We start from the raw sequence: 13,613 nt of genomic DNA on the forward strand, positions 1-13,613 counted from the left end.
CGCCCGCTTCGGCGACCAGGCTGACTATTTTTTCCAGAAGCCGCGCATTTTCTTGCTGAGGTCCACCTTGGCCGCGGCGCGCGCTTCGGCTGCGGGGTCCGCGCCGGGCTCCGGTTCCGGCCACGCGCATGCCTCGAACAGCGGCAGCAGCGCAGGCGGAATGAAGCGCGTGCGCGACGCGTAGATGTGCCGATCGCCATTGGGTGTTTGCTGCGTGACGTAGAAACGCTGGGGCACCAGGATGTCCAGATGCTCACGCGCACGGGTCATCGCCACGTAAAGCAGCCGGCGTTCTTCTTCCAGTTCTTCGTGCGAGCCGGCGCCCAGATCGGCCGGCATGCAGCCGTCCACGGCGTTCAGCACATACACCGCCTTCCACTCCTGGCCTTTCGATGAGTGGATCGTCGAGAGAATCAGGTAGTCCTCATCGCGGTAGGGGTCCCCCGATTCATCGCTGGTCAGCTCGGGCGGGTCGAGCGTCATCTCGGTCAGGAAGCGCTCCCGGGTCGCGTACGTTGCGGCCATGCGGGCGAGCTGGTCCAGATCGCCCTGGCGCACGGCCGCATCGTCGTGCAGGCGCTCCATGTGGGGTGAATACCAGGCGCCGACGGCTTCGAGTTCAGCAGCCCATTCCAGGCTGTCTTTGGGCGTGCGCAAGGTTTGCATGAGCGCCATCAGTGCTGACCAGTCGCCGGCCAGCCGCGCAGGTGGCTCGTAGGCGAGCAGCGCGGCAATCGGGTCCGCCGCTTCCGCCATGGCGTCGAGCACGCGTGCCGCCGTGGCGGGGCCTGCACCTGGCAGCAACTGGATCACGCGAAACCCGGCAATGCGGTTGCGCGGGTTCTCGGCCCAGCGCAGTACCGACAGCACATCCTTCACATGCGCCGCCTCCAGAAACTTGAGGCCGCCGTATTTCACGAACGGGATGTTGCGGCGCGTGAGCTCGATCTCCAGCGGCGCGCTGTGGCTTGCGGTGCGGAACAGCACCGCCTGCGATTTCAGCGTCAGCCCGCCTTCACGGTGATGCAACACCTGCTCAGCCACACAGCGCGCCTGCTCGGCTTCGTCGCGCACTGAAATCAAGCGGGGCCGGTGCGTCGATGCGCGGTCCGTCCACAACGTTTTGGCAAAGCGCTCCGTCGCGAAACGCATCACGCCATTGGAGGCATCCAGAATCGGTTGCGTCGAACGGTAATTGCGCTCCAGCAGCACCGTGTGCGCCGGCCGCGAAAAGTGGCGCGGAAACTCGAGGATGTTGCGCACCGTCGCCGCGCGGAATGCGTAGATCGATTGCGCGTCGTCGCCCACCACGGTCACGCCGCGGCCGTCCGGGCGCAACGCACGCAGGATGGACGACTGCAGCCGGTTGGTGTCCTGGTATTCGTCGACAAGGATGTGGTCGAAACGGGCGCCAATCTCGGCCGCCAGTTCGGCGTCGGACACCATCGCGTGCCAGTAGAGCAGGAGGTCGTCGTAATCGAGCACGTGCTGCGCCTGCTTGGCTTCGACATACGCATCGAACAGCGTGCGCAATTGCGTCTCCCACATCGCGCACCACGGAAAGTGGTGCTTTAGCACGGCGTTCAGCGGGCTCTCGGCGTTGATGGCGCGCGAGTAGATCGCAATGCAGGTCTGCTTGAGCGGGAAGCGGCGTTCCTTGGTCGACAGGTTCAGCTCATGGCGCACGACGTTGAGCAGATCGGCCGAGTCGCTGCGGTCATGGATGGTGAAATCGAGGGCGAGGCCCACGCGCTCGGCATATTCGCGCAGCAGGCGCGCGCCGATGCCGTGGAAGGTGCCGGCCCAGGGCAGCGTGGTCTTGTACGAAGTGCCGGCCGAATTGAGGGCGTTGTTCGATCGCTCGCCCTGCATGGCTCGCGCCAGCAGGTGGCCGGCACGGTTCGACAGTTCGCTCGCCGCCCGGCGGGAAAACGTCAATAGCAGGATGCGTTGCGGATCGGCGCCGTTGGCTACCAGGTGCGCCACGCGCCAACCCAGGGTGTGCGTCTTGCCGGATCCGGCACCGGCCAGCACGAGCAGCGGCCCGGTTTCCGCTGCGTCTGCCCCCGAAATACCGAACTCGACCGCCTGGCGCTGCTGGTCGTTCAGCTGGGCCAGGTAACCCGGCGTGGCCGGCGCATTGGCGGTGTCTGGGGTGGGGGAGGCGGCAAGCACGGCAGGGCGTCACAAAAAATAACTGTATGAATATACAGCACTGTGATGCCTGCCTGCGGAAAGTAAGAGCGGCGGACGGAAGGCCGGCGACGTTGGCCGATCAGATCCCGTCCCGCAGCTTTTTCGCGAAGTCCTGCGGGGATGCCCGCCGGTTGACCGCGTCCACCAGATCCGCCAGGAACCAGGGCAGCACGAGCTGCGTGCCCGGATCGCTCAGGCCGACGCGGAGCCGGTCAGGAGACGCCGATTCGGTGGCTTTGGCCGGCTGGATCGGCTGCGGAGGCTGGCTGTGCGCGAGCATCCCTTGCAGATCCTGATCGGTGAAAGTGAACGTTGACGTGGTCAGAGCCGAGGCGGTCATCGCTGCGGTCATCAGCATCGTGGCCACGGCAAGGTGTTTGAGGGTGTTGGCAGGCATCGTGGCCTCCAGAACAGAACGGTTGGGTGAGTAGGTGACCGGCGCGCAGCGCGGTGGCCGCAGCAATGATCCACCCTCCGATCATGGCGGCAGCTTAGGGTTCCGTTTCGCTCAGGAAAACCTAAATATCGCGTGCAATCCGATCAATTGGCCTGCGGCTGCAGGGCGATGACGGCCATGCCCGTCAACGCAATGGCCGCGCCGCCGATGTCCCAGCGGGTGAGCGACACACCGTCGACCAGACGCAGCCACACCAGTGCCACGGCGATATACACGCCGCCGTATGCGGCATAGGTGCGGCCGGCCGCGGTCGGGTGCAATGTCAGCAACCACGCAAACAGCGCCAGCGAGGCGGCCGCCGGCACCAGCAGCCAGATCGGCTTGCCTTGCCGCAGCACGAGCCAAGGCAGATAGCAGCCGACGATTTCCGCCACGGCGGTGACGGCAAACAGCACGGCAATACGAAGCAGTTCCAAATCGGGCCCCGGAGCAATGAAGACGTAGACGGCGCCGATTGTGGCATGTGGGGCGGCGCTGCCGCGATGGTCACCCGATCTCAGGCGGGCGAGGCGGCGTGCGCCTCCAGCAGCGCATCGATTTCGGCTTGCGTGCCCGCATACGCGCCGGCGCGCGTGGCGGTGAGGGCGGCCGCCGCAGCGGCTTGGCGCAGATGCGCCTGCGGTGGCGCCTCGGGCGACTGCAGCTGGCTCGCCAGCCAGGCGCCCATCGCGGCATCGCCGCAGCCGACGGTGTCCGCCACCGGCACGGCAAAGGCCGGTTGGGCGATACGCGCATCGTCTTGCCCGCCGTGCACCGCTGCCAGCCATTCCATGCCGTCGGCCCCGAGCGTGAGCAGGATGTCGGCTTGCGGCGCGAGGGTGCGCAGCGTGGCGAGCGGATCGGCATCACCGGGAAACAGCTGGCGCAAGTCTTCATCCGACACCTTGATGTCCGATGCGATGGCAGCCATGCGCAGCAGCAGCGGCGCGTAGTGCGGAGCGTTCATCGCCGTGCGCCAGTTCGGGTCGAAGGTGATGCGAGTGCCTTGCGCGGCCAGCGTTTCGGCTAGCGCCACGAGGCGGCTGCCGAGCGGCTCGCGCGCCAGGCTGATGCAGCCGAAGTGGGCGATTTCCGCGGCGGTTTGCCACCCGGCGGGCAGGGCTTGCGCATCGAAATGCAGGTCGGCGCTGTCATCGCCGACGAAGAAGTAGTGCGGCGGCTGGGTCGACGTGACCATCGCGAGCAACGGCGAGCGATCCACGCGCTGCAGATAGCGCAGGTCGAGCCCGGCGGCCTGGGAATCGGCGAAGAGCGCATCGCCGAACACGTCGTTGCTGATGGCGCCGGCGTAGCCCGTGGGTACACCCAGACGCGCCGCCACGCGCGCCACGTTCCAGCATGCGCCGCCTGGCCGGGCGAGCCATTGGCCGTTGCCTTGGTGCAGGAAATCGGTGAGCGCTTCGCCAAAGACGACAAGGCGGGGCAGTGGCAGGGCATCGGTCATGCGGGCAAGGGCAGGTTGGTCGACTGGGTGGCGGGCGTGACCGGCAGCGGCGAAGCTCGCCGATACAGCGCACGGAACGTGGATAGGCGTTCAGCAAGCCGCGCGTGGCGTGCGGCATCGGGCCGATACGTGGCTTGCACGGGCGGCTTGGCGCAGACAGCTGCTTCGATGCCGCCATCGGCCATCCAGCCCAGGCGGGCAGCACCGAGCGCGCCACCGGCTTCGCTGCCGACATGCGTGGTCAGTTCTGTGTCGAGCGTGTCGGCCAGCAACTGCGCCCAGAACGGACTGCGCGAGCCGCCGCCCACAAACGAGAGCGAGGTCACCTGTGTGCCGGCTGCGCGCAAGGCGTCCAGGCCATCCGCCATGCCGAAGGCGACGCCTTCGATCACGGCATAGCCCAGCGCGGCGCGGTCGCTGGCATGCGTGAGGTTGTGAAAATGGCCTTGCGCAAACGCATCGTTGTGCGGCGTACGTTCGCCGCTGAGGTAGGGCAGGAAGAACGGCGCTGACTGGCGTTCCGTTTGTTCCGTGGCGGCCAGCGCGGCAATTTCAGGCAGCAGCGTGGTTTCCGGCACGCTCGTCAGCCGGCAGAACCAGCGCAGGCAGCTCGCGGCGGAAAGCATCACACTCATCTGGTGCCAGCGCCCCGGCAGCGCATGGCAGAACGCATGCAGGGCTTGGGCGGGGTTCGGACGGAAGCGGTCGTTGACCACAAAGATCACGCCCGATGTGCCCAGCGACAGAAAGCCATCGCCGGGCTGAGTCGCGCCGATGCCTACAGCGCTGGCTGCACCATCGCCACCGCCGCCAGCCACGACGACGCCATGCGCGAGGCCCCATGCATCGGCCACCTCGGGCAGCAGCGTTCCGCTGGGGGCGCTGCCTTCCACCAGGCGCGGCATCTTGCTGGGTGCCAAGCCCGTCGCGGCGAGCAGTTCGTCGGACCACGCGCGCCGTGCCACGTCCAGCCATAGCGTGCCGCCCGCATCCGAGGGGTCGGACGCGCGCTCGCCTGTCAAGCGCAGGCGCAGGTAGTCCTTGGGCAGCAGCACGCAGTCGATGGCGTTGAACACATCGGGTTCATGGCGTGCGCTCCACAGCAGCTTCGGCGCGGTAAAACCGGGCATCGCCAGGTTGCCGGCCACGGTGTGCAGGTTCGGCACACGGCGCGTCAGTTCAACGCATTCGGCCGTGCTGCGCGTGTCGTTCCAGAGCATGGCTGGACGCAGCACGCGGTTGCGTGCGTCGAGCAGCACCGCGCCGTGCATTTGGCCCGACAGGCCGATGGCGCGGGTGGCAGCGAAGGCCTCCGGCGCCGCATCACGCAGTTTTCCGATGGCGGCGCTGGTGGCCTGCCACCAATCTTCCGGCGTTTGTTCGGCCCAACCCGGATGCGGCCGCGATACGGTGAGCGGCTCCCCGGCCGTGCCGACGATGGTGCCCGCTGCATCGAGCAACAGCACTTTGACTTCCGAGGTTCCGAGATCGATGCCGAGGTACATGAGGCCGCCGGGTCCGGTTGCTTGAACCGTGGATTGTCGCGCGAATCCGCCGTTGCGTTTGTCGATGACTAGCCGGCAGTGGCGCCTTGTTCGACTGCCAGCCACGCCCGCACACGCCCGATGGCGTTGCGGACAAGACCGGTGAGCGCTTCCGTGCCCGCAAGGCTGCCCCACAGCGCAGCGTTCCGGCAGTACACGGCAACCGGGTCATCGGCCTCGAGCATGGCATGTGCGGCAACCGGATCGAACTGGCCATCCTGATAGGCATACGGCAGCGTGCCGGCGTGCCAGCGCTCCAGGAAGACAAAGAACAGCGCCGGCAGCATCGCCGTGGCAAGCGGCACATGCCCGCGCGCAAAGGATTCCGCCAGCGTGGGCGTGATGAACCCGGGAATTTTCGAAAAGCCGTCCGCCGCCACGCGCTGGTTGGTGTCCCTGATGTGTGGGTTGGCGAAACGGTCGAGCACGGTGTCGCGGTAGGCGGCCAGGTCGATGGGGCTGGGCTGGTTGGCCGTGAGACAGGGGATGACATCGTCGGTCACGTAATCGCTCGCCATGCGGTGGATGGACGGCACCGCCACGCTTTCATCGATCGTCTGCAGCCCCAGGAGCGTGCCGGCCCACGCGATGCAGCTGTGGCTGGCGTTGAGCACGCGGATCTTCGCTTCCTCGTACGGCAGCACCGAGGCGACGAACTCCACCCCCACGCGTTCGAGCGCGGGCCGTCCGGCGCGGAAGTCGTCTTCCACCACCCATTGCGCGAAGGTCTCGGCCATCACGGGGCAGCGGTCTTGCCAGCCGGTTTGTGCCGCCACGCGTTGGCGCAAGGCGTCGGTGGGGCGCGGCGTGATGCGGTCGACCATCGTGTTGGGCGTGCTGGCGTGCGCGTCGAGCCATGAGATGAGGTCGCTGTCACCGGGCTCGCCGCGCAGCGTGAGGAACTGGCGCAGGCCGCTTCGGAAGCGCTCGCCGTTGTGGCGCAGGTTGTCGCAATTGAGCAGCGTGATCGGTGCGCCGCCACGCTGCAAGCGCAGGCGCAGCAGGCGCGCCAGGGCACCGTAGAGCGTGCTGGCACCGCCGCGCAGGTCGGCGGTGATGTCCGGCTGCGTGGCGTCGAGCTGGTGTTGCTGGTCGAGGTAGTAGCCGCCTTCCGTCACGGTGAACGAGATCACGCGCGTGTCGGCTGCCGCGCCGATCTCGCACAGAGCCGCAAGTTCGGCATCCCACGGCACCACCGCATCAATCGATTGGATGCGCGTGTATTGGCGATGACCGGCGGTGTCGACCGTCTCCAGCGTGTAGGCGCCGCGCTGTGCGGCAAGGTCATGCAGCAGCGAGCCGGCATCGTCGCGAATATTGGCCAGCGCCAGGCGCCACGACGTGTCGCCGGTCTCGCGAAGGCGATGCAGATACCACGCCTGATGGGCGCGATGGAAGGAGCCGGCACCGAGGTGCAGCCAGGTGGAAGAAGCGTTGGGGGAAGGCATGATCGGTGCGTGCAACGTTGGACGGGGTGACCCTCAGGCGGCGTGTTGGGATTGTTGGGCCTGCGGGGCGTGCAGGCGCGGCAGCGCGCGGCCTTCGGCGTCGAACAGATGGCAATGCGTGGCGTCTGCCGCCAACGCGATGGTGCTGCCATGCGCGAGCCGGGTCGATTCCGGCACGCGCAGCACCAGGCCGTCAGATGCGGCTTCGCAGTCGGCATGCAGATAGGCCACGTCGCCCAGGGACTCGATATGCGTGACGGTGCCCCGTAGCGTGCCGGCTGCGTCCAGATGCAGATGCTCCGGGCGGATGCCGAGCGTGACGGCATCCCCCGCACGCAGTTCACCCGGCGATACGGCCACCCGCTGTTGGCCGCCTGCAAGCGCCACGGACACCCCCGACGCATCGGCATGCACGACGCTGCCGCGCAGGAAGTTCATCTTGGGCGAACCGATGAAGCCCGCCACAAACTGGCTGGCCGGATGGTGATACAGCGCCTGCGGAGAGCCGACCTGTTCGATGCGTCCGTCACGCAGCACGACGATCTTGTCGGCCAGCGTCATGGCTTCCACCTGATCGTGCGTGACGTAGATCATGGTGGTCTTCAGCGCGTCGTGCAGCCGGGCGAACTCCAGGCGCATCTTCACGCGCAGCGCGGCGTCGAGGTTGGAGAGCGGCTCGTCGAACAGGAAGACTTTCGGCTCGCGGGTGATGGCACGGCCGATGGCCACGCGCTGGCGTTGGCCGCCGGAGAGCTGGCGCGGCTTGCGATCGAGCAGCGCATCGATGTGCAGGACTTCTGCGGCGCGGCGTACGGCGCGGTCGATGGCCTCGTGCTTCATGCCCGAGAGCTTCAGGCCGAAGGCCATGTTGTCGTACACGCTCATGTGCGGATACAGCGCGTACGACTGGAACACCATCGCAATGCCGCGCTTGGCGGGTACCACGTCGTTCACGCGCGTCTCGCCGATCAGCAGGTCGCCGGCGTCGATGCCCTCAAGGCCGGCAATCGTGCGCAGCAATGTCGATTTTCCACAGCCCGAAGGGCCGACGAAGACGACGAATTCGCCGTCGGCAATGTCGAGGTTGATGTCGTGCAGCACGGTGTTCTGCTCGTAACGCTTCTGCAGATTGCGCAGGGTCAGGCTGGCCATGGCGAGGTCTCCTTGGGCATGTTCTGTGTGCGGATCAGGCGGGCGTGGCGAGCGTCGACGTCAGCGCATCGGCCAGTGCCCGCGTGTCGGTAAAGACGTGGCGCGCTCCGGCAGCCAGCAGGCGCTGCGTGGCGACTGCCGGCACATGGGCGACGCCGGCAAAGCCGAATACGGTCAGGCCGGCGGCTCGTGCGGCGCGCACGCCGGTGTCGCTGTCTTCTATGACCAAGCATTGCGCGGGGCTGGCGCCCAGGCCCGCACAGGCTGCGAGGTACACATCCGGTGCCGGCTTGGGCCGCGGTGTTTCGTAAGCGCTGTAGATGTGCCGGCCAAACACGTCGAGCAGGCCTGCTCTGCGCAGGCTTGCTTCAATGCGGGGGCGGCTGCTGTTGCTGGCGACGGCCTTGGGCTGCGGCAGCGTTGCAAGCAGGTTGGCGATGCCGGGCACGGGCTGCGATTGCGTGGCGCAGTCGTGTTCGACATCAGCCAGCACGCCGGCCAGTTGCGTGTCGGACAGATGAAAGCCGAGGCTGCTCTGCAGCTCCGTCAACAGCGCCATCGTGTTCATGCCCAGGCGCGGCTCGAGCACTTCTTCAAGCGCGGCGGATGATAGATGCGGCACGTGCGGACCCAGCGTGCGGATCAGCGCGCGCAGCGCCACCGATTCGCTGTCGATCAGCACGCCGTCGCAGTCACAGATCAGGTAGGCGGGCGCGCGCGCGTTGGCATATTCGTTGGCGTGTAATGTCATTTCACGGCCCCGAACGTCAGGCCACGCACAAGTTGCCGTTGTGCCAGCCAACCCAGCACGAGGATCGGCGCAATGGCCAGGACCGAGGCCGCCGATAGCTTCGCCCAGAAGAGCCCCTCGGGGTTGGAGTACGACGCGATGAACACGGTGAGCGGCGCGGCATCGATGCTGGTCAGGTTCAGGCTCCAGAACGCTTCGTTCCACGACAGGATCAGCAGGAGCAGTGCGGTGGAGGCAAGCCCCGGCAGCATCGTCGGCAACAGCACGTAGACGAGTTCCTGCCAGAGATTGGCGCCGTCCATGCGCGCGGCCTCGAGAATCTCGCGCGGCACGTCGTTGCAGTAGGTAAAGACCATCCACACGGCAATCGGCAGGTTGGCGAGCGTGTAAACGATGACGAGCGCGGTAATGGAATCCAGCAGCCCCGCCGTCTTCGCCAGCAGGTACACCGGCAGCAGCACGCCCACGGCCGGCATCATCTTGGTCGACAGCATCCACAGCAGCACCTGCTGCGTGCGCTTGTTCGGGAAGAACGCCATCGCGTAGCCCGCGGGAATGGCAATCGCCAGCGCCAGCAGCGTGGAGATGATCGACACCGCCAGCGAGTTGCCGAGGAAGCTCGGGTAATGCGCGCGCCCGAGCACCTCGCGGAAGCTGGCGAGCGTGGGCGTGAACCACAGCGTGGGCGTATACGCGTCCTGCTCGGTCTTGAAGGCCGTCAGCGCCGCCCACGCGATGGGAAAGAACAGCGCCAGGGCAATCGCCCAGGCCAGCACGCCGGCAAGCCGCGTGCGCCAGGTTGAGGTGAGCGTGCTCATTGCTCATGCACTCCCTTCAGATTCCGGGCCAGCATGCGGACCAGGAAGAACGCCACCACGTTTGCCAGCACCACCGCCACGATGCCGCCCGCCGACGCAATGCCGATGTCGAACTGCTGCAGGCCGAGGCTGTAGACGAAGTAGGCGAGGTTGGTGGTGGCCGTGCCGGGGCCGCCCGCGGTGGTGGTGTGGATCTCGGCGAAGATCGACAGCAGGAAGATGGTCTCGATCATCACCACCACGGCAATCGCACGCTTCAGGTGCGGCAGCACGATGTGCCAGAAGATGCGCACCGGGCTCGCGCCGTCGAGCTGCGCGGCTTCCTTCTGCTCGGGGTCGAGCGATTGCAGTGCCGTCAGCAGGATCAGGAAGGCAAATGGCGTCCACTGCCAAGCAACGATGATGATGACGGAGAGCATCGGATGCGCCGCCAGCCAATCCACCGGCTCGGCGCCGAACAGCCGCGCCACCCAGGCGGCCAGGCCGTACACGGGGTGCAGCATCATGTTCTTCCAGATGAGTGCCGCCACCGTCGGCATGACGAAGAACGGGCTGATCACGAGAATGCGCGCCACGCCGCGCCCCGCAAACGGCTGATCGAACAGCACCGCCAGCAGCGTGCCCGCCACGACGCTGATCACCAGCACCGAGCCGATCAGCACCAGCGTATTGCCGATGGCCGGCCAGAAGGCGGGGTCTTCGATCAGGAAACGGTAGTTGTCGAGCCCCGCCAGACCGGTCTGATCTGGGTTGAGCAGGTTGTAGCGGCTGACGGAGAAATACAGCGTCATCGCAAGCGGCACGGTCATCCACAGCAGCAGCACCAGCACCGATGGCGACACCAGCAGCGTCGGCAGCCAGCGCCGGGCGCCGTTTTGTGGTTGTACGGGCTGGGCCGGTGACGGCGTACCACCCATGCCGTTCACCTGTGACTCCAATACGTGTTCCATGACACCTCCTGGCGCAGCAGCGGCCGCATCACTTCAGATAGCCGCCTTGGCGCATCGCACGTTGTGCCTGCGATTGCGACACACGCAGTGCGTCGTCCACCGTCGTCTTGCCAGTGAGCGCGCCGGCAATCGCCTGGCCGACCACCGTGCCCAGCGACTGGAACTCCGGAATCGTCACGAACTGCACGCCGGTGTACGGCACCTTTTGCGCAGACGGATCGTTCGGATTGGCGGTCTCGATGGCGTGGCGCACGAAGCTCGAGAACGGCGCGGCCTTCTGGTAGGCCGGATCGTCATACGTCGATGCGCGCGTGCCGGGCGGCACTTCGCCCCAGCCCTGCGCCTTGGCCACGGCGCGGATGTAGTCCTTTGATGTCGCCCAGGCCGCGAACGTCTTGGCAGCCTCCGGCGATTTCGACGACTTCGGCACCGCGAGCGCCCAGATCCACAGCCAGTGAGAGCCCTTCGGCGTGCTGGCGATAGGCGCATTCGCAAAGCCGACCTTGTCGGCCACCTTGGAATCCTTCGCGCTGCTGACCATGCCGGCGGCGACGGTGGCGTCGATCCACATGCCGCACTTGCCGCCCGAGAACAGCACGAGATTTTCGTTGAAGCCGTTGCTGCTTGCTCCGGGCGGGCCGTACTTCTTCAGCAGATCGACATACGAGTTGACCGCCTGTTTCCATTGCGGCGTGTCGATGGTCGGCTGCCATTTCTCGTCGAACCAGCGGCCGCCGAACGTGTTGACCATGGTGGACACCAGCGCCATGTTTTCGCCCCAGCCTGCCCGGCCGCGCAGGCAGATGCCGTACACACCCTTGGCGGGGTCGTGCAGCTTGGCCGCAAACTTGGCAATGTCCTCATACGTGGGCTGCTCGGGCATCTTCAAGCCCGCCGCGCTGAACAGATCGTGCCGGTAGTACGTCATCGAGCTTTCGGCATAGAACGGCACGGCGAAGAGCTTGCCGCCCTGCGAAAGGCCATCGCGCACCGTTGGCAGCAGGTCAGCCGTGTCGTAGCTGGCGGGCATGTCGAGCGGGGCGAGCCAGCCTTTCTTGGCCCACAGCGGCGCTTCGTAGCCGCCGATCGTCATCAGGTCGAACTGGCCGCTGCCCGTGGCGATGTCGGTGGTCACGCGCTGGCGCAGCACGCCTTCTTCCAGCGTGACCCAGCGCAGTTTGATGTCGGGGTGCGCCTGCTCGAACTGTGTCGACAGTTTCTGCAGCACGATCATGTCGGGGTTGTTGATCGTGGCGATCGTGAGCGTGGTGGGTGCGGCCTGCGCAGAGACAGCGCAGAGAGCGGGGAAGGCAGCGAGGGCGGTCAGCTTGAGTAGGTGGGATGGGCGGGCCATCCCGCGCAGAAGCGTGCGGAACATGCAGTCGTCTCCTTTCTTGGAATGTGGCGATGCGGGCGCACCGCCAGGACTTGCTTCGGGGTTTGAGCAATTGTCCGTGTTGTGGGCAAATAATCGGATGCGATGTTGCGCTTGTCAAGCAAATGCTCGTTGCAGGGGCAAAAGCAGGCTACGATGCATATCGCCAGGGTTCTAGAGGAGGCGCTGCGTGTCCAAGCAGCAGGAAAAACGAGACCAGGCCGCGCGGGCGGCGTGGCTGTACTACGTGGGCAACCACACGCAACACGACATCGCCGAGCAACTGGGCGTGTCACGCCAGATCGCCCAGCGGCTGATCGCCTATGCCGTGGAGCATGGGCTGGTGAAGGTGCGTGTGACGCATCCGGTGTCTGCGTGTCTGGAGTTGGCGGAGAACCTGCGCAGCCGTTTCCGGCTGGACACCTGCCACGTGGTGCCGGCCAGTGCCGACGATGCAGACGCTGCCCAACGCATGATCGCCGTGGCCGCCGCAGAAATCATGGAGCGCCACCTGCTGGCCGACGCGTCGCGCGTGGTGAACGTCGGCTCGGGTCGCACGCTGCGTGCCGCGATCGACCAACTTCCGGATCTTGACCGGCCGCAGCATCGCATCGTCTCGATGGTCGGGGCGATTGCGGCGGATGGCTCGTCCAACCGCTACGACGTCGCGCTTGCGGCGGCGGAGAAAACGCGCAGCCGCTATTACCTGCTCCCGGCGCCGCTCGTTGCCGATAACGCGGAAGACACGCGGCAGTGGTGCCAGCACAGGCTTTACGGTGTGGTGGCCGATCTGGCTGCGCAGGCGGATGTCACCTTCATCGGTGTCGGCACGATCGGGCCGGGTTGCGCATTGCAGGTCGATGGCTTCATCAGCGAGAAGGATGTCGATGACCTGTTAGCCCATGGCGCGGCCGGCGAGCTGATCGGCCGGCCCATCGACGGCCAGGGGCGCTTGCTCAAGGTGCCGCTGCAGACCCGCATTACCAGCTTGCCGCTCAAGCCGATGCCGTCTCGTCCCGTGATCGCCATTGCAGGTGGCGTGGCCAAGGCAGGCGCGATCGGGGCGGCGTTGCGCGGCGGCTGGCTGACGGGTCTTGTGACCGACGAAGCCTGCGCCCAGCGAATCCTGGCTGCATTGGACTGAACCTATTCCACCGAGGACGCAATGCTCGAACTCCGCCCGACCTGCGAACACTGCAATACCGCCCTGCCGCCCGACTCCACGCACGCGCGCATCTGCTCATTCGAATGCACGTTCTGCGCGACGTGTGCGGACGGCGTATTCGGCAATGTCTGCCCGAACTGCGGGGGCGGCTTTGCGGCACGGCCGATCCGCCCGTCGAAGGATTGGAAGAACGGCAACTTCCTGGGCAAGTATCCGGCCAGCACGACGGTCAAGCATCGCCGCGCGGATTTGGCCGCGCATGCCGAATTGGCGGCGGCCATCGGATCGACGCCGCCGGAAAAGCGCTGACGGT

The 13,613-nt window shown here is 66.4% G+C and carries 13 protein-coding genes; 2 read left to right on the forward strand and 11 right to left on the reverse strand.

Going from position 1 to position 13,613, the window contains the following annotated elements; translation table 11 throughout:
- Positions 1-24: 24 nt before the first annotated feature.
- The 11 genes from N5B55_RS18900 to N5B55_RS18950 all read right to left on the reverse strand — a co-directional run bounded on the left by N5B55_RS18900 (position 25) and on the right by N5B55_RS18950 (position 12,114).
- Positions 25-2,175: an ATP-dependent helicase gene (locus N5B55_RS18900; protein ID WP_304541144.1), complete on the reverse strand. Its 2,151-nt coding sequence runs from the start codon at positions 2,173-2,175 to the stop codon at positions 25-27.
- Positions 2,176-2,275: 100 nt separating this feature from the next.
- Positions 2,276-2,593, reverse strand: coding sequence for a hypothetical protein (locus N5B55_RS18905; protein ID WP_154205754.1), 318 nt, complete (start codon positions 2,591-2,593; stop codon positions 2,276-2,278).
- A gap of 143 nt (positions 2,594-2,736) precedes the next feature.
- Positions 2,737-3,069, reverse strand: coding sequence for a YnfA family protein (locus tag N5B55_RS18910; protein WP_304541146.1), 333 nt, complete (start codon positions 3,067-3,069; stop codon positions 2,737-2,739).
- 80 nt (positions 3,070-3,149) lie between these two features.
- A complete protein-coding gene (locus N5B55_RS18915; protein WP_304541148.1) occupies positions 3,150-4,097 on the reverse strand; it encodes a carbohydrate kinase family protein in 948 nt (315 codons plus the stop codon).
- Positions 4,094-5,602 (reverse strand): xylulokinase, encoded by a 1,509-nt coding sequence (xylB, locus tag N5B55_RS18920; protein WP_304541150.1) that lies wholly within the window; start codon positions 5,600-5,602, stop codon positions 4,094-4,096. The genes N5B55_RS18915 and xylB overlap by 4 nt, the downstream gene beginning before the upstream one ends.
- A gap of 68 nt (positions 5,603-5,670) precedes the next feature.
- Entirely contained in the window at positions 5,671-7,089 is a 1,419-nt protein-coding gene (dalD, locus tag N5B55_RS18925) for a D-arabinitol 4-dehydrogenase (RefSeq protein ID WP_304541152.1), read from the reverse strand.
- 33 nt (positions 7,090-7,122) lie between these two features.
- Positions 7,123-8,241 (reverse strand): ABC transporter ATP-binding protein, encoded by a 1,119-nt coding sequence (locus N5B55_RS18930; RefSeq protein WP_304541154.1) that lies wholly within the window; start codon positions 8,239-8,241, stop codon positions 7,123-7,125.
- Positions 8,242-8,275: 34 nt separating this feature from the next.
- Positions 8,276-8,992 (reverse strand): HAD family hydrolase, encoded by a 717-nt coding sequence (locus N5B55_RS18935; protein WP_304541156.1) that lies wholly within the window; start codon positions 8,990-8,992, stop codon positions 8,276-8,278.
- A complete protein-coding gene (locus N5B55_RS18940; RefSeq protein WP_304541158.1) occupies positions 8,989-9,810 on the reverse strand; it encodes a carbohydrate ABC transporter permease in 822 nt (273 codons plus the stop codon). The genes N5B55_RS18935 and N5B55_RS18940 overlap by 4 nt, the downstream gene beginning before the upstream one ends.
- Positions 9,807-10,760, reverse strand: coding sequence for a carbohydrate ABC transporter permease (locus N5B55_RS18945; protein WP_369812448.1), 954 nt, complete (start codon positions 10,758-10,760; stop codon positions 9,807-9,809). Before N5B55_RS18945 ends, N5B55_RS18940 begins: the two co-directional genes overlap by 4 nt.
- Positions 10,761-10,788: 28 nt before the next feature.
- Entirely contained in the window at positions 10,789-12,114 is a 1,326-nt protein-coding gene (locus tag N5B55_RS18950; RefSeq protein ID WP_369812461.1) for an ABC transporter substrate-binding protein, read from the reverse strand.
- 211 nt (positions 12,115-12,325) lie between these two features.
- On the opposite strand from N5B55_RS18950, the gene N5B55_RS18955 reads away from it, so the two are divergent.
- Together N5B55_RS18955 and N5B55_RS18960 are read left to right on the forward strand one after the other, a co-directional pair.
- Positions 12,326-13,279 (forward strand): sugar-binding transcriptional regulator, encoded by a 954-nt coding sequence (locus N5B55_RS18955; protein WP_304541163.1) that lies wholly within the window; start codon positions 12,326-12,328, stop codon positions 13,277-13,279.
- Between the two features lie 21 nt (positions 13,280-13,300).
- Positions 13,301-13,609 (forward strand): DUF1272 domain-containing protein, encoded by a 309-nt coding sequence (locus tag N5B55_RS18960; protein ID WP_154205762.1) that lies wholly within the window; start codon positions 13,301-13,303, stop codon positions 13,607-13,609.
- Positions 13,610-13,613 lie beyond the last annotated feature (4 nt).

Origin of the sequence: Ralstonia pickettii, from assembly GCF_030582395.1 — a bacterium.
Classification (GTDB): Bacteria; Pseudomonadota; Gammaproteobacteria; order Burkholderiales; family Burkholderiaceae; genus Ralstonia; species Ralstonia pickettii_D.